Origin of the sequence: Geobacillus thermoleovorans, from assembly GCF_001610955.1 — a bacterium.
GTDB classification, from domain to species: domain Bacteria; phylum Bacillota; class Bacilli; order Bacillales; family Anoxybacillaceae; genus Geobacillus; species Geobacillus thermoleovorans.
In genome coordinates this window covers 2,594,923-2,611,090 of sequence record NZ_CP014335.1, presented here as the reverse complement: position 1 = coordinate 2,611,090, position 16,168 = coordinate 2,594,923, and the positions used below count along the sequence as shown (strand labels likewise).

The window sequence follows — 16,168 nt, the reverse complement described above, 5'->3', positions numbered from 1 at the left end:
GCATGGACATAAACAAAAAAGATGTCATCCGCCTGTTGGAAACGATTGCGTTATATTTGGAAATCAAAGGGGAGAATCCGTTTAAAGTGAACGCATTCCGCAAGGCGGCAAGCGCGTTGGAGGCGGATGAGAGGAGCCTCGCGGAAATTAGCGACTTTACCGCCATCCCTGGCATCGGCAAAAGCACAGCGGCGATCATCACCGAATTTATCAAGAGCGGCTCGTCGTCGGTGCTGAATGAACTAAAACGCGATGTTCCGGAGACGCTGCTCGCCTTGCTCAAACTGCCGGGGCTTGGCGGCAAAAAAATCGCCAAGCTGCATCAGGAGCTTGGCATTGTCGATATGGACGGATTGAAAGAAGCGTGCTTGGCTGGAAAAGTGCGCGCGCTTGCCGGTTTTGGCGCGAAAACGGAAGAAAAGCTGCTTGCGGCCATTGAAAAGGCAGGCAAACGCCCCGAGCGGCTGCCGCTCGCCCGGGTGCTCGCGATCGCGGCGGACATTGAACGCCAGCTCGCTTGTCTTGATGGCGTGATTCGCTTCTCGCGGGCCGGCAGCTTGCGGCGCTTGAACGAAACGGTGAAAGATTTGGATTATGTCATCGCTACCGATCGTCCGGCCGAGGTGCGCGACGGGCTGCTCGGCTTTGAGCGCATCCGCGAAGTGCTCGCCGCTGGGGAGACGAAAGTGTCGCTTCTTTTTCAGTATGATGATGAAATTGCGGCTGATTTCCGTCTCGTCGGCGAGGACGAGTTTGCGACCGCGCTTCACCATTTTACCGGATCGAAGGACCATAATGTGCGCATGCGCCAGCTCGCCAAAGAGCGCGGGGAGAAAATCAGCGAATATGGCGTGGAAGACCAAGCGACAGGCAAGGTGAAAACGTTCCCCGATGAATCGGCGTTTTACGCCCATTTCGGGCTGCCGTACATTCCGCCGGAGCTGCGTGAAGATGGCACGGAAGTCGATCGATATTCTTCTGATGATCCACTTGTCCATTTTGACGATATCCAAGGCGACTTGCATATGCATTCGGCATGGAGCGACGGCGCGTGTTCGCTCGAGGAGCTCGCCGAAGCGTGCCGCCGCCGCGGCTATCGGTATATCGCCATTACCGACCATTCGCACTATTTGAAAGTCGCCAACGGCTTGACCCCGGATCGGTTGCGGCGCCAGCGCGAGGAAATTGAGCGGCTGAACGCGCGCTATTCGGATTTTACGATTTTGGCCGGCATTGAGATGGATATTTTGCCGGACGGGACGCTCGATTACGACGATGACGTGCTCAAGGAGCTTGATTTTGTCATCGCCGCCATTCACTCTGCGTTCAAACAGCCGCGCGAGACGATCATGAAACGGCTTGAGGCGGCGCTTCGCCACCCGTACGTCGATGTCATTGCTCATCCGACCGGAAGGCTGATCGGCCAGCGCGACGGCTATGACGTCGATATCGAGCGGCTCATCGAGCTGGCGGCGGAGACGAACACGGTGCTTGAGTTAAACGCCAACCCAAACCGGCTCGACTTGTCGGCGGCCTACGTGAAAAAAGCCCAGGAAGCGGGGGTGTACATTGCCATCAACACGGACGCCCACCATTTGGACATGCTCGAGGATATGGCGATCGGCGTAGCGACGGCAAGAAAAGGTTGGATCCATAAGGAAACGGTCATCAACACATGGCCGCTTGAAAAGCTGCAACAGTTTTTGCACGACAAACGAAAGAAATGAATCAGCTGGGGGTCAGATACGTGCAACCAAAAGTGCTTCACACCTTGGAGTTTGATAAAGTGAAAGAGCAGTTGGCTGAGCATGCGTCCTCGCCGCTCGGTTTGGAAAAAATCGACGCTCTCATGCCGTCTTCTGACTTGGAGGAGGTGGCCGCCTGGCTTGACGAAACGGATGAAGCCGCCGCTGTTTTGCGGCTTGCTGGCTATGTGCCGCTTGACGGAGTAGTCGACATCCGTCCGCATCTCAAGCGGGCGGCGATCGGCGGCACGCTCAGCCCGCAAGAGCTGCTTGAAGTGGCGGCCACCTCGGCCGCAAGCCGGCAAATGAAGCGGCTGATCGCGGGTCTCTATGACGAGCATGGCGGACTTGAGCGGCTTTTCCGTTATGCGGACACATTGGCTGAAGCGCCGGAACTCGAGCATGACGTTCGCCGCTCGATCGATGACCATGGCGAAGTGCTGGATGCCGCAAGCGACCGCCTCCGCTCGCTGCGCGGGCAAATTCGGTCAGTGGAAGCGCGCATCCGCGAGAAACTTGAGAGCATCATCCGCTCGCCGTCGGCGCAAAAACGGCTGTCGGACGCCATCATTACGATCCGCAATGACCGATATGTCATCCCGGTGAAACAAGAGTATCGCGGCGCCTACGGCGGCATCGTCCACGACCAGTCGGCGTCCGGGGCGACGCTGTTTATTGAACCGCAGGCGGTCGTCGAGTTGAACAATGCGCTCCGCGAAGCGCGGGCGAAAGAAAAGCAAGAAATCGAACGCATTTTGCGCGAGCTTTCGGCAAAAGTCGCTGAGCAGGCCGAGCCGCTTGCGCGGACGGTCGAAGCGCTCGCGGCGCTTGATTTTGCGTTCGCCAAGGCGAAATACGCCCGCCGGTTGCAAGCCGCGAAGCCAGCGGTCAATAGCCGAGGCTATCTTCGTTTTTTGCAGGCACGCCATCCGCTGCTGGATCAAGAAAAGGCGGTGCCCAATGATATTGAATTGGGCGGCGACTATACGACGATCGTCATCACCGGGCCGAACACCGGCGGAAAAACGGTGACGTTAAAAACGATCGGCTTGTTGACGCTCATGGCGCAAGCGGGGCTGTTCATCCCGGCGGCCGACGGATCGGAAGCGGCGGTGTTCCGTTCCGTTTTCGCCGATATCGGCGATGAGCAGTCGATCGAACAAAGCTTGAGCACGTTCTCGTCCCATATGGTCAATATCGTTGACATTTTGCGCCATGTCGATGGTGAAAGCCTTGTGCTGTTTGACGAGCTTGGGGCTGGCACCGACCCGCAGGAAGGGGCGGCGCTCGCCATCGCCATCTTGGATGAAGTGCACGGGCGCGGGGCGCGAACGGTGGCGACGACGCATTATCCCGAATTGAAAGCGTACGGCTACAACCGCCCCGGCGTCGTGAATGCCAGCGTCGAGTTTGACACCGAAACGCTCCGCCCGACGTATAAACTGTTGATCGGCATCCCCGGCCGCAGCAACGCCTTTGATATTTCGCGCCGCCTTGGGCTTGATGAACGCATCATCGAGCGGGCGAAAGCGCAAGTGAGCGCCGAAAGCCATAACGTCGAAAACATGATCGCGTCGCTTGAACGAAGCAAAAAGCAAGCGGAGGAAGATGAAGCGCGGGCGCGCGCGGCGCTGGAGGAGGCTGAGCGGCTGCGCGCCGAATGGGAACAAAAATGGGAAGAGCTCGAAGAAGAAAAAGCGGAGCGGCTGGCGGAAGCAACGCAAAAAGCAGCCGACATCATCCGCGCCGCGGAACGCGAAGCCGAGCGGATCATCCACGAGCTGCGCCGCTTGCAAAAAGAAAAGCAGGCGGAAGTGAAAGAGCATGAGCTCGTCGAGGCGAAACAGCGGCTCGCTGCCGCTATGCCGAAAGTGGAGAAGCGGAAAAAGGCGAAAAAGGCTGCTTCACGCCATGTGTTCCAGCCGGGTGATGAAGTGAAGGTGACGAGCCTCAACCAAAAAGGCTACTTGATCGAAAAAGTGTCGGACGACGAATGGCAAGTGCAGCTCGGCATTTTGAAAATGAAAATTCATGAGCGTGATTTGGAGTATATCGGCAGCGCGCCGGCGAAAGATGTGACGCCGATTGCGACGGTGAAAGGCAAGGACGCCCATGTTAGCCTCGAGCTTGACTTGCGCGGCGAACGGTACGAAGATGCTCTCATTCGCCTTGAGAAATACTTGGATGATGCCGTGCTCGCCGGATATGCGCGCGTTTCGATCATCCACGGCAAAGGGACGGGCGCGCTCCGCCAAGGAGTGCAGCAGTTTTTAAAACAACACCGGGCGGTGAAAAGCTTCCGGTTCGGAGAGGCGAATGAAGGCGGCACCGGGGTGACGATCGTTGAACTGAAATGATGGGGGCGATGGCAATGGCGTCGTTTTGGGAGCACGACATGGTGAAAACGGCGGCCAATTTCAGCGTCGCCGTGTTGTGCATCGTCGTCTTTTTAGCCGTATTTGAATTGGTGACGAAGTACAAAAACTGGGAAGAGATTCGCAAAGGCAATGTGGCGGTGGCGATGGCAACCGGCGGGAAAATTTTCGGCATCGCCAACATTTTTCGCTATGCGCTCGCCCGCCATGAGTCGCTGCCGTCGATGATTGGCTGGGGGCTGTACGGGTTTTTGCTTCTGCTCGCCGCGTACTTTATTTACGAATTTTTGACGCCGAAATTCAATATTGATGACGAAATTGCCAATGACAACCGGGCCGTCGGCTTGATTTCCATGGTGATTTCCGTCGGCTTGTCGTTTGTCATCGGCGAAGGCATTCAGTAAAGGGGAACAACGAATGAACGCAGTAGTGAAATGGTTGTTGATTGCGGTCGGGCTGTTTTTGATCGCCAGCATCGTCTATATGGCCGTGCGCAACCGATCGGTCGATGTGCTGGCGAAAATCTTGTTTGTCATCTGCGCGTGCTTTTTCTTCGTTGGTTTGGTGTACTGGTTTTGGTAACGCTCGGTTCAAGCCCGGCGTTCTTTTTTTTGATGAAAAATTAGAAAAAGTAAAATAAAATAGAAGCAAGGGGGGATTGCATATGGAAAAACCGTGGCTTGCTCACTACCCGCCGGAGATTCCGCACACGCTCGACTATCCAAAGAAAACGCTTTCCGACTATTTGCGGGAGACGGCGGAACAATTCGGAGACCATGAGGCGATCGACTTTTTCGGAAAGACGATGACGTTTCGCGAGCTGTACGAGCAAGCATTGACATTCGCGCATTATTTGCGGACGATCGGATTGAAAAAAGGGGATCGGGTGGCGATTATGCTGCCGAACTGCCCGCAGGCGGTCATCAGCTACTACGGGACGCTCCTAGCCGGCGGCATCGTCGTGCAGACGAACCCGCTTTACACCGAGTATGAGCTTGAATACCAGCTGAACGACAGCGGCGCCTCGGTGCTCGTGACGATGGATCTTCTGTATCCAAAGGCGGAAAAGGTGAAAGGGAGGACGCCGGTCAAACATTGGATTGTCACGAGAATGCAAGATTATTTGCCCACGGTGAAGAAATGGCTGTATCCGCTTGTGCAGCGGAAGCAAAACATGCCCATCGTCCGCATCGAGGAAAGCGAAACCGTTCATATGTTCCGCACGATCGTCAGTCAGAAGGAAACCGCTCCGATCGGGGTGGACATCGATCCGGTGGAAGATGTGGCGCTGCTGCAATATACAGGCGGCACGACGGGACATCCGAAAGCGGCCATGTTGACGCATCGCAACTTGATCGCCAATACGCTCATGTGCGCCCATTGGGTGTATAAATGCGAAAAAGGAAAAGAAACGGTGCTCGGTGTGCTTCCGTTTTTCCACGTGTACGGCATGACGACGGTGATGAATTTGTCCGTGATGATGGCGAGTAAAATGGTGCTGCTCCCGCGCTTTGATGTCAAGCAAACATTAAAAGCAATCGAGCGCACCCGGCCGACGATGTTCCCAGGCGCGCCGACGATGTACATCGCTTTGTTGAACCATCCGGATTTGCCGAAATATGATTTATCCTCGATCAACGTCTGCATCAGCGGCTCCGCTCCGCTGCCGGTCGAGGTGCAGGAGCAGTTTGAACGGGCGACGGGCGGAAAGTTGATTGAAGGCTATGGGTTAACCGAGGCGTCCCCTGTCACCCACAGCAACTTCCTTTGGGACGGGGAGCGGGTGAAAGGAAGCATCGGCGTTCCGTGGCCGGATACGGACGCGAAAATCATTTCCTTGGAAACGGGTGAGGAAGCAAAGCCGGGAGAGCGTGGAGAACTCGTCGTGCGCGGGCCGCAAGTGATGAAAGGCTACTGGAATCGTCCGGAAGAGACCGAGCAAGTGCTGCGCGACGGATGGCTGTATACAGGTGACATTGGATATATGGATGAGCGTGGGTATTTTTATATCGTCGACCGCAAGAAAGATGTCATTATCGCCGGCGGTTACAACATTTACCCGCGCGAAGTCGAAGAAGCGCTGTATGAGCACCCGAAAGTGCAGGAAGCGGCCGTGATCGGCGTTCCGGATCCGTACCGCGGCGAGACGGTGAAAGCGTTCGTCGTGTTAAAGCCGGGGGAGATGTGCAGCGAACAGGAGCTTGACGCGTTTATGCGCCAGCGCCTGGCTGCTTACAAAGTGCCGCGCATCTACGAGTTCCGCAGCGAATTGCCGAAGACGGCGGTCGGCAAAATTTTGCGCCGCGTGTTGGTGGAAGAGGAGAAAAAGAAGCTTGACAAATCGGCAGAATTGCCCGTAAAATGAAAATATGAATGATGGTTCATTCATTTGGCGGATGGAAAGTGAGAAAAGGAGAATCCATATTGCGGAGGGAAAAGCCGAAATTTAAGCAAATCATTGACGCTGCCGTCGTCGTCATCGCCGAGCACGGCTACCATCAAGCACAGGTGTCGAAAATCGCCAAGCAGGCCGGTGTCGCCGACGGCACGATCTACCTTTATTTTAAAAACAAAGAGGATATTTTAATTTCGCTTTTTCAGGAAAAGATGGGGGCGTTCATCGAGAAAATTGAACAAGAGACAGAAGGAATTTCAAGCCCCCTAGAGAAATTGTATGTATTGGTGAAAACTCATTTTTCCGCCCTCGCCGCTGATCCGCATATGGCGGTCGTGACGCAGCTTGAGCTGCGCCAGTCGAACAAAGAGCTGCGCCATCGCATCAATGAGGTGCTGAAAGGATATTTGCGGCTCATCGACCGCATCATCATGGAGGGGATGGAAAAAGGGGAGTTTCGCCAAGATTTAGACGTCCGGCTCACTCGGCAAATGATCTTTGGCACCCTGGATGAAACGGTGACGACGTGGGTGATGAACGAGCAAAAGTATGACTTGGCCGCCCTCGCCGATCCGGTGTACGAACTGCTCGTCAAAGGGTGCGCCGCCGGACGTTAGGAAAGGCAGAAAGGGGAGAGGCTTCATGGACTTTTTTCGTTTGGCGAAAGAGGAGTTCGTCGCCGTCGTGACGTTTTCGCGGCCGCCGGCGAACGCCCTTTCATCAGCGGTTTTGAAAGAGCTTTCAACCGTGTTGGACGAGCTCGAGACCGACCCGGACGTGCGCGTCGTGTTGCTTCATGGCGAGGGGCGGTTTTTCTCAGCCGGCGCCGATATTAAAGAATTCACGTCCATCGCTTCCGTCGAGGAGGCATCCGGCTTGTCGCGCAACGGCCAACTCGTGATGGAGCGGATCGAACGCTTTTCCAAACCAGTCATTGCGGCGATTCACGGCGCCGCATTAGGCGGTGGGTTGGAGCTGGCTATGAGCTGCCACATTCGTGTGGTGGCGGAAAACGCCAAACTCGGCCTTCCGGAGCTGCAGCTTGGCATCATCCCTGGATTTGCTGGCACGCAGCGGCTTGTGCGCTACGTCGGCTTTGGCAAAGCGGCGGAAATGATGTGGACGAGCGAGCCGATCACCGGACTCGAAGCGGTTGAATGGGGGCTTGCCAACAAGGCGGTGCCGGAAGAGCGGCTTCTTGATGAAGCAAAAGCGTTGGCGAAAAAGATCGCCGCCAAAAGTCCGCTTTCCGTCCGTGCGACGATTGAACTGCTCAACGCCGCGAAGGAAAAATCGTTTGCCGAGGCAGTGCGCGAGGAAGCGGAATGGTTTGGCCGCGTGTTTGTATCCGAGGATGCAAAAGAAGGCGTGCAGGCGTTTTTGGAAAAACGGCCGCCTGTCTTTAAAGGGAAATGATCCCTGTAAATATCTGAATGTTGGAACATGAAACAATGTTCGACCAAACCGAGGAGGGGAACGACATGAACATTTTTGTGTTGATGAAACGGACGTTTGACACAGAGGAAAAAATTTCCATCGTCAACAGCAAGATCAACGAGGAAGGTGCAGAATTCATCATCAACCCGTACGACGAATACGCCATTGAAGAAGCGATTCAAGTGCGCGACAAACACGGCGGCGAAGTGACGGTCGTCACCGTCGGCAGCGAGGAAGCGGAAAAAGAGCTGCGCACGGCGCTCGCCATGGGCTGCGATAAAGCGGTGCTCATCAACATTGACGATGATGTCGAAGAACAAGACCAATATACGACGGCGAAAGTGCTCGCTGAATACTTAAAAGACAAAAACCCGGACTTGATTTTAGCCGGCAACGTCGCCATTGACGGCGGTTCCGGGCAAGTCGGCCCGCGCGTTGCGGAATTGCTCGGCATTCCGTATGTGACGACGATCACGAAGCTCGACATTGCCGACGGCGGCAAAGTGACCGTTGTGCGCGACGTCGAGGGGGATGAGGAAATCATCGAAACGTCGCTGCCGCTCCTTGTCACCGCTCAACAAGGGCTGAATGAACCGCGCTATCCGTCGTTGCCTGGGATCATGAAAGCGAAAAAGAAACCGCTTGAGGAGCTGGAGCTTGACGATTTGGACCTCGAGGAAGATGATGTTGAAGCGAAAACAAAAACGATCGAAGTGTTCTTGCCGCCGAAGCGCGAAGCGGGCAAAATTTTGCAAGGCGAGATCGCCGATCAAGTGAAGGAACTCGTTCAGCTGCTCCGCTCCGAAGCGAAAGTGGTATAAGCGGAAACCGCTGTCGGCGTTCGGATGAAGCACAACGGGGAATCAAAGGATAGGGGGACTGAAACATGGCACGTAAAGTATTGACCTTAGCAGAAGTGCGGGATGGATCGCTGCGGAACGTTTCGTTTGAAGCCATTGCAGCGGCCAAAACGATCGCCGAAGGCGGGGAAGTCGTCTCGGTGCTCGTCGGCGACCAAGTGCAGGCGCATGCGAACGAACTCATTTACCGCGGTGCGGACCGCGTCGTCGTCATCGAACATCCGAATTTGAAATTTTATACATCAGATGGCTATTCGCAAGCGTTAAAAGCCGTGATTGACAAAGAGCAGCCGGAAGGCATCGTCTTCGGCCATACGGCGCTCGGCAAAGACTTGTCGCCGAAATTGGCCATCAAGCTCGACGCCGGCCTCGTTTCCGACGTCGTCGCCGTCGAAGAGGCAGGCGGCAACATCGTCTTTACCCGTCCGATCTACTCCGGCAAAGCGTTTGAAAAGAAAATCGTGACAAGCGGCATCATCTTTGCGACGGTGCGTCCGAACAACATCGCGCCTCTTGAGCGCGACGAGTCGCGCACAGGCAGCGTGGAAGCGCTCGCCGTCGAGATTAAAGACTTGCGCGCAATTGTCAAAGAAGTCGTCCGCAAAACGGCGGAAGGCGTCGACTTGACCGAGGCGAAAGTGATCGTCGCCGGCGGCCGCGGCGTCAAAAGCGCCGAAGGCTTCAAGCCGCTCAAAGAGCTCGCCGAAGTGTTGGGCGGCGCGGTCGGCGCTTCGCGCGGGGCGTGCGATGCCGGCTATTGCGACTACTCGCTGCAAATCGGGCAAACGGGGAAAGTCGTCACGCCGGACCTTTACATCGCTTGCGGCATTTCAGGCGCCATCCAGCATTTAGCGGGGATGTCCAACTCGAAAGTCATCGTCGCCATTAACAAAGACCCGGAAGCCAACATCTTTAAAGTCGCGGACTACGGCATTGTCGGCGATTTGTTCGAAGTCGTTCCGCTCCTCACCGAAGAGTTCAAAAAACTGAAAGTGCATTCGTAATGAACAACACGGGCGGCTGCAGCCGTCCGTTTTTTGACGGATAAATTCCGCGGCAAAAGCGAATAGTAGAAACGAAGCAAAACATTCGCGCCGACATGCATTCCATGGTATACTTTGCTTGCAGCATTCAAGAAGATGGGAGGGAATCCATATGGCGATTGTCAACGCCACTGACCAAACGTTCGCCGCAGAAACGAAAGACGGCCTCACGCTCGTTGACTTTTGGGCGCCATGGTGCGGACCGTGCCGCATGATCGCTCCGGTGCTGGAAGAGCTTGACCGCGAAATGGGCGACAAAGTGAAAATCGTCAAAGTGAATGTCGATGAAAACCAAGAAACAGCGTCGAAGTTCGGCGTCATGAGCATCCCGACGCTGCTTCTGTTCAAAAATGGGCAGCTTGTCGACAAAGCGGTCGGCTATCAGCCGAAAGAGGCGCTTGTGCAGCTGGTTGGCAAACATGTGTCATAACGGAGAAAGAAGGAAATCCAGAGGGGAAGAAGCCTCTGGATTTTTTATTTAAGGTGTGATCAGCTAGGAAAAGAGGATTTTCAGCAAGAAGGGAGTCCTTTCTCTTTTATCATGTATTGACACTGAAATTCATTTTCTTTTATAATCTCATTGTGTTGATATTGATTATCATTTTTTTGATGTGTGAACGGGGGGATACATAATGTCATTGAAATGGAAGTGGCTGGCCTTGTTGGCCGCCGCAGCGTTGGCGCTTGGCGCGTGCGGCCAGAGCAAGCAGACGGCGGGAACAGAAAAAGAAAGCAGCAACCAAACGGCTGTGGAAAAACAAGAAAAGCCGAAAGAGGAAGAGAAGACGGAGAACGAGAAGGAAGAAGCGGAAGTCGATTATGCGGGAGCGTTCAGCGAAGCGCTCGCGGAGCTTGAGAAGGCGAAGCAAGGCGGGGCGGTCGACTTCGGCAAAGTGGAGAGCATCTACAAAGAAAAGCTGCAGCCGCTTGTACAAAAACGTGACGCGGAATTTGAAGATACGCTTGACCAACATATTACCAACGCACTGGCCGCCGGCAAAGACGGGTCGCTTGAGCCGTTGGTTGTCAAGCAAATTTTTGACAAGCTGATGCAAAAAGTGTTTTACACGACGATCAAACATGAGTTTACCGAAGCAGAAGAGCATTGGGCCAATAAGGAAGAAGTAAAGGAAGAGCTTGAGGAAGCGAAGGCATTTTACGCGATTTTGCAGTCGACCGTGGAAAAGCGCGATGCGGCTTACGGAACGAAGTTGGTTGACGCGATCAACGGGGCGTTTGCCCAAATGGAGCAAGCGGTGCAAAACGATGATGCGCTCTCATTTGCCCTCGGCAAGCAAGTCGTGGACAAAACATTGATGAAAACATTCTATTTAGCGAGCGGAGCGCTGCCGCACGGCTATGCGGCGAAGGCGGCGGCTGCGGCCAAGGAAAACGCCGAAGAAGCCAAAGTGGAGCAGGCGGAAGGCTGGGCGTTTTATCAGTCCGTCTATCCGTATATGAAACGGCATGCCGCGGAGGAGGCGGACTACATTTTGAAACAGTTTGACCTGCAAACCGATGTCAAAACGCTCGATCCGAAAGCGGTGAACCATGCGTTCGTGCGCGGATGGGCGAAAGTGGCGCTTCACGAATATGAAGAAAGCAAAGAAAATTGGGGGCAAGACAAGTCGGTGATCACCGCCTTAGAAGGCGCGCTCTTTATTAACATGATCGAACAGGATATCAAAACGCTGCTTGGCGACAAAGCATACACCGACTTGAACGAACAGGCGACACGCTACCTAGAGGCGGCAAAGGCAAAAAACAAAGCTGAGGGTGACAAATGGCTGCCGCAAATTGAAGCCGCCCTGCAACAAGTGATTGAAAAAGCGAAATAACCTAGCAAACAAGGGGATGACCCAAAAGGGTAATTTTCCTTAACAAAGCACAACATATTGTTTCTTAATGATTGTTTTATACCTATATACGTAATAAGAAAGGGTGTCCCGATCCTTTTGGGACACCCTCTTGTATGACGAAGGAGGCAGCGGATTTGATGTCGGCAGAGTGCTCGATGGTGGATGTCAGGCAGCTTGTGTGCCTTCAGGGCAGCCGTCTGTCCGGAAACGTTTGGTTTTTTTCATGGCGCCGCGACTTTTCCGAGCGGCTGTGGTAAGATGCTGATGGATAGTCCATTTTGTAATGGGGTGAAACCGTTGAAAATTGTTGTCACTGGAGGAGCCGGATTTATTGGCAGTCATTTGGCCGCTCGTCTGCATGAACAAGGTCATGAAGTGGCAGCGATCGATTGTTTTCATCCGTACTATCCTGTTGAGCGGAAGGAGCGGCAGTTTCACGCGCTCACCGGCGGCCGGGTGCCGCTTGCCCGCTTCGACTTGCTTGATGGGGAAGCGACGAAGCGTTGGTTCAGCCAGTTTCGCCCCGATGTCGTCTACCATTTGGCGGCGCTGCCGGGCGTGCCGTATTCGTTGGCGCATCCGCTCGCTTACATCGATTATGACATTAAGGCGACGGTGAACGTTTTGGCGGCGGCGGGGGAAGCGGGGGTGGCGCATGTGCTGTTTGCCTCATCGTCATCGGTGTACGGCGACCGCGGCAATGTCCCACTCCGGGAAGAGATGGCTGACGGCCGCGTCGTTTCGCCGTATGCGGCGGCGAAATACGGAGCGGAATCGTTTTGTCATGCCTATGCCCATTTGTATGGCTACCAAATGACGATTTTTCGCTATTTCACCGTTTACGGGCCGTGGGGTCGTCCGGATATGGCGATCGGCACGTTTTTGCGCCGATTGCTGGCGGGCGAGGAGATTGTCGTATATGGCAAAGGAACGGCGCGTGATTATACGTACATCGATGATATTGTGGAGGGCATGATCGCAGCACTTCACCGCAGCGGTGGGCGAAGCGAAGTGTTCAACTTGGGCGCCGGGGCGCCCGTCACCATGGAGCAGCTGCTCGCTGAGTTGCGGAAGCACTTTCCCGATCTGAAAATCGTGCACGCGCCGGAGCGGAAAGGCGATGTGAAAGCGACATGGGCGGACATCACGAAGGCGGAGCGGGCGTTTGGTTACAAGCCGAAGGTGGCGTTTGCCGAAGGGCTCGCCCGCACGGTGGCGTGGGCGCGCGAATATGAGCGGTAAACCGGCGGCTAAAGCGGCGTTGCAAGCAGCTGGGCTCGCGCTTCTTTTCTTTTCCGCTTGGTTGACATACCGCTGCTTTGACGGCCGGCAGATGCTCCATCATCTATCCAGGCTAGTCAGCCGCCCGATCGAGATGGCTGCCGCTGCTTTCGTATATGGCTTGTCGTTTTGGCTGCGGGCGTGGGCGTGGAAGCGATATGTCGGAAAGCCAATCGCCTTCTCTGTTTATTGGCGTGCCGTGCTGCTTAGTTTGTTTGTTAACCATCTAGCCCCAGTGAAAATCGGTGATGCTGTGCGTATGGCTTTGCTTGCCCGCCAGCCCGGTGTTTCAGCCAGCGAGGCCATTGAATCGGTGGCGGTGATGCGGCTCCTTGATATGGCGGTGCTTGGTGGATTGACTGTCATTGGGATGTATGCGTATATGCATTACATTCCCCGCATTTCTCTCTTGGCAGCGGCCGTTGCGGCCGGGTTCGTGCTGACCGTGATCGTGTTTCGCCGTCCGCTCCGCCTCGATCGGTTATGGCGGCGATGGCGGAGCGTATTTCACGGCTGGAGCGGCGCGGCGATGGTCGGGGCGGTGGCGGCGAGCTGGCTGTGTGAGGCGGCAGTCATAGGTGTGATCGCCAAAGCGGTCGGTATACCGCTTTCTTTTGGACAGGCGGTGTGGGCAAACAGCGCGACCGTTTCCGGACAAATTGCCCAAATCGCTCCCGGTGGACTCGGAACGTATGAGGCGGTGATGGGGTTTGCCTTAACTACGGTTGGTGCACCGTGGGATGTGGCGTATATGGCCGCGGTGTTGACACATGCCTTTAAATTTCTGTTTTCTTACGCCGCTGGTGCCGCGGTATTGTGGTTTTGGCGGTCCGACTGGCAGGCGGTGCGGAGCGTATGGAGAAAGGAAAGGGAGAGGCGATGAAAGAAGCATCACGATTCGAAAAAATCGCGGCGCGCTGCTGGAATTTGCTGAATGAAGGAAAGCCGTTCACGCCGATTTTTGTCGTGGGAACGATGAGCATCTACCATGCCGCTGATCTTATGGGCGGCCATGCATGGACATGGCTGATTGGCCTGACGGCGGTGCTGCCGTTGTTTGTTGTCTATTATGTGTACGATTATCCACTGTTTTTGCGCAATTATTTATGGATCCCTTATGTCGTGTTTCTCATCGTTTGGTCGTTCGCTGATGCGTCGTTGTTGTTGTTGGCGTCGGGGCTTTACTTTTTCTTTACCGTCTTTTTTTGGGGGACGCTGTATTACCATTTGCGCATCGGCACGTCGTGGTGGAATTTCACCCGCTTTTGGAAGCTGGTGCTGAAAAACAGCGATTCGACGAGCGGCAACGCCCAAGAGCAGCTGCCAAAATGTTTTCTTCTTTTGTCCGTATGGGAATACGCTTCGCAGCAGATCGATCAAGGAGCGGCTTTGGCGCCGCTGTGCGGGGCGCTTTGGCTGTTTGCCGCTGGGGTGTGGCTGTTTTCATGGATTTTGCATCGGAATTTGTTCGACTGGCAGCCGGAGATCATTCCGACTTATACGAACAATGTGCCGAGTCCCACCGCGCCGGTCAGTGACAAAGTGTATGTCATCGTGATTGATGGGATGCGCAAAGACCGGTTTGAAGCGGCCAACGCCCCGTTTTTAAAGCGGCTGCGCGCGCAAGGGACGGAATTTGCGCAAATGGAAACCGTCTATCCGGCGCGCACGGTCGTCTGCTTCACCTCGATGCTGACGGGGACGTATCCGTTTGAGCACGGCATCCGGTCCAATATGGTATGGAAGCTTGGGGCGAAAGTGGAGACGATTTTCGATTCGCTCCGGAAAATCGGAAAAACCGGCCGCTTGCTTGGCATCGCTCATTTGGTCGATTCGTTCGGCGACGATGTCGAAACGGTGACGGCCGTCATGCCGAACGACCTCGCCGACCGTTATATCATCGAGCGGGCGAAACGCATTGTGGAAGAGCAGCACCCGGACTTGCTTGTCGTGCAATTGATCGCCACCGACCAGACCGGCCATAGCCGCGGTGTGCTGTATGACGAGTATATCGAAAAAATTGAAGAAGCCGACGCGTTGATCGCGGAGTTTGTCGGCTGGCTTGAGGAACGGGGCGAGCTCGAGCGCGCGACATTGATTGTCTGCGCCGACCATGGCCAAGCGGATGGCATCGGCGGCCACGGCCACCTCGATGAAGGGGAGCGGTATGTGCCGTTTTTTCTATACGGCCCGGCGATTGAGGCAGGAAAACGAGTCGATGAGAAAAAAAGCCTCGTTTCGCTGGCGCCGACGATCGCCTATTTGCTCGGCGCGCCGTATCCGAGCCATAGCCGTGGTCCGGTTTTGATCGAGGCGATGAGAAAGGAGGAGAGCGATGAAGAAGCAGCGCGTCATCGTCTTTTTGCCGGCGCACAATGAAGAAGAAGCGATTGGAGATGTCATCCGCCGCATTCCGCGTCATTTTCATCCCGATGTAGAGGTCATCGTCTTGGTCATTGATGATGGATCGACGGACCGAACGGACGAAGTAGCGAAAGAAGCGGGGGCCGATATCATTTGCCGCCTGCCGGAAAACCGCGGCCTCGGTGCGGCGGTGCGGCGAGGGCTTGAAGAGTGTGTCCGTCTTGGCGCGGATATCGGCGTGATGATCGATGCTGACAACGAATATCCGCCGGAACAAATTCCTGACCTTTTAGCGCCGATTTTCACCGGTGAAGCGGACTATACGATCGGCTCGCGCTTCCTTGGCACGATTCGCGGCATGAAATGGCATCGCCGCCTTGGGAATTATTTGTTCACTTGGCTGCAGTCGCTTCTTCTAGGACAGCGGCTGTATGACGGACAGTCGGGGATGCGCGCCTTTTCGCGCCACGCGATGGAGGAGGCGGAAATCATCCACGATTACAACTACGCCCAAGTGCTGACGCTCAACTTGGTGCGCAAAGGGTTTCGTTTGAAAGAAGTGCCGATCCGCTATCAAGTGCGGACGACGGGCCGTTCGTTCATCAAATTCACCGCCTATATGACCGCGGTCATCCCGGCCATCTGGAAGGAAATGCGCCGTCCGGTGAAAAAGGTGGCCGTCGATCGAGAAGGGCATGGGCGCTCCCAAGAGCGGGCGCGCCATTGCTCGTAAGGCAGTTCGTGCTTAGAAGGCAGGTGATGTCATGGGATATGAGACTCCACAACGGTACTTCTCAACTTGAGAAATC

At 55.1% G+C, this 16,168-nt stretch carries 15 protein-coding genes; all 15 read left to right on the top strand.

Annotated features, from left to right (window positions below; genetic code table 11):
- Positions 1-2 precede the first annotated feature (2 nt).
- The 15 genes from polX to GT3570_RS13130 all read left to right on the top strand — a co-directional run bounded on the left by polX (position 3) and on the right by GT3570_RS13130 (position 16,092).
- Positions 3-1,727 carry a DNA polymerase/3'-5' exonuclease PolX gene (polX, locus tag GT3570_RS13195; protein WP_011232168.1) on the top strand — a complete coding sequence of 575 codons (1,725 nt, stop codon included), beginning with the start codon at positions 3-5 and terminating at the stop codon, positions 1,725-1,727.
- 20 nt (positions 1,728-1,747) lie between these two features.
- Positions 1,748-4,102, top strand: coding sequence for an endonuclease MutS2 (locus tag GT3570_RS13190; RefSeq protein ID WP_023633480.1), 2,355 nt, complete (start codon positions 1,748-1,750; stop codon positions 4,100-4,102).
- 14 nt (positions 4,103-4,116) lie between these two features.
- Complete coding sequence (locus tag GT3570_RS13185) at positions 4,117-4,524, top strand: DUF350 domain-containing protein (RefSeq protein ID WP_015375560.1); 408 nt, start codon at positions 4,117-4,119, stop codon at positions 4,522-4,524.
- Positions 4,525-4,537: 13 nt separating this feature from the next.
- Positions 4,538-4,702, top strand: coding sequence for a hypothetical protein (locus GT3570_RS18775; RefSeq protein ID WP_023633482.1), 165 nt, complete (start codon positions 4,538-4,540; stop codon positions 4,700-4,702).
- An 82-nt stretch (positions 4,703-4,784) separates the two neighbouring features.
- On the top strand, positions 4,785-6,485 hold the full coding sequence (locus GT3570_RS13180; RefSeq protein WP_011232164.1) for a long-chain-fatty-acid--CoA ligase: 1,701 nt from the start codon (positions 4,785-4,787) through the stop codon (positions 6,483-6,485).
- Between the two features lie 59 nt (positions 6,486-6,544).
- A complete protein-coding gene (locus tag GT3570_RS13175; RefSeq protein WP_011232163.1) occupies positions 6,545-7,132 on the top strand; it encodes a fatty acid metabolism transcriptional regulator FadR in 588 nt (195 codons plus the stop codon).
- 25 nt (positions 7,133-7,157) lie between these two features.
- The gene (locus tag GT3570_RS13170) at positions 7,158-7,931 is read left to right on the top strand and encodes an enoyl-CoA hydratase (RefSeq protein WP_011232162.1); all 774 of its coding nucleotides are present in this window, start codon (positions 7,158-7,160) and stop codon (positions 7,929-7,931) included.
- Between the two features lie 65 nt (positions 7,932-7,996).
- The gene (locus GT3570_RS13165; protein WP_033012308.1) at positions 7,997-8,773 is read left to right on the top strand and encodes an electron transfer flavoprotein subunit beta/FixA family protein; all 777 of its coding nucleotides are present in this window, start codon (positions 7,997-7,999) and stop codon (positions 8,771-8,773) included.
- A 65-nt stretch (positions 8,774-8,838) separates the two neighbouring features.
- Positions 8,839-9,816 (top strand): electron transfer flavoprotein subunit alpha/FixB family protein, encoded by a 978-nt coding sequence (locus tag GT3570_RS13160; RefSeq protein WP_011232160.1) that lies wholly within the window; start codon positions 8,839-8,841, stop codon positions 9,814-9,816.
- Between the two features lie 151 nt (positions 9,817-9,967).
- A complete protein-coding gene (gene trxA, locus GT3570_RS13155; RefSeq protein WP_062898855.1) occupies positions 9,968-10,285 on the top strand; it encodes a thioredoxin in 318 nt (105 codons plus the stop codon).
- Between the two features lie 202 nt (positions 10,286-10,487).
- Entirely contained in the window at positions 10,488-11,693 is a 1,206-nt protein-coding gene (locus GT3570_RS13150; RefSeq protein ID WP_062898854.1) for a hypothetical protein, read from the top strand.
- Positions 11,694-12,011: 318 nt separating this feature from the next.
- Complete coding sequence (locus GT3570_RS13145) at positions 12,012-12,956, top strand: NAD-dependent epimerase/dehydratase family protein (RefSeq protein WP_011232156.1); 945 nt, start codon at positions 12,012-12,014, stop codon at positions 12,954-12,956.
- On the top strand, positions 12,946-13,878 hold the full coding sequence (locus GT3570_RS13140; protein ID WP_031212294.1) for a lysylphosphatidylglycerol synthase transmembrane domain-containing protein: 933 nt from the start codon (positions 12,946-12,948) through the stop codon (positions 13,876-13,878). The genes GT3570_RS13145 and GT3570_RS13140 overlap by 11 nt, the downstream gene beginning before the upstream one ends.
- Positions 13,875-15,374 carry an alkaline phosphatase family protein gene (locus GT3570_RS13135; RefSeq protein WP_062898853.1) on the top strand — a complete coding sequence of 500 codons (1,500 nt, stop codon included), beginning with the start codon at positions 13,875-13,877 and terminating at the stop codon, positions 15,372-15,374. The genes GT3570_RS13140 and GT3570_RS13135 overlap by 4 nt, the downstream gene beginning before the upstream one ends.
- Positions 15,331-16,092, top strand: a complete 762-nt coding sequence (locus GT3570_RS13130; RefSeq protein WP_062898852.1) for a glycosyltransferase family 2 protein — start codon at positions 15,331-15,333, stop codon at positions 16,090-16,092. The genes GT3570_RS13135 and GT3570_RS13130 overlap by 44 nt, the downstream gene beginning before the upstream one ends.
- The last annotated feature ends 76 nt before the right edge of the window (positions 16,093-16,168 follow it).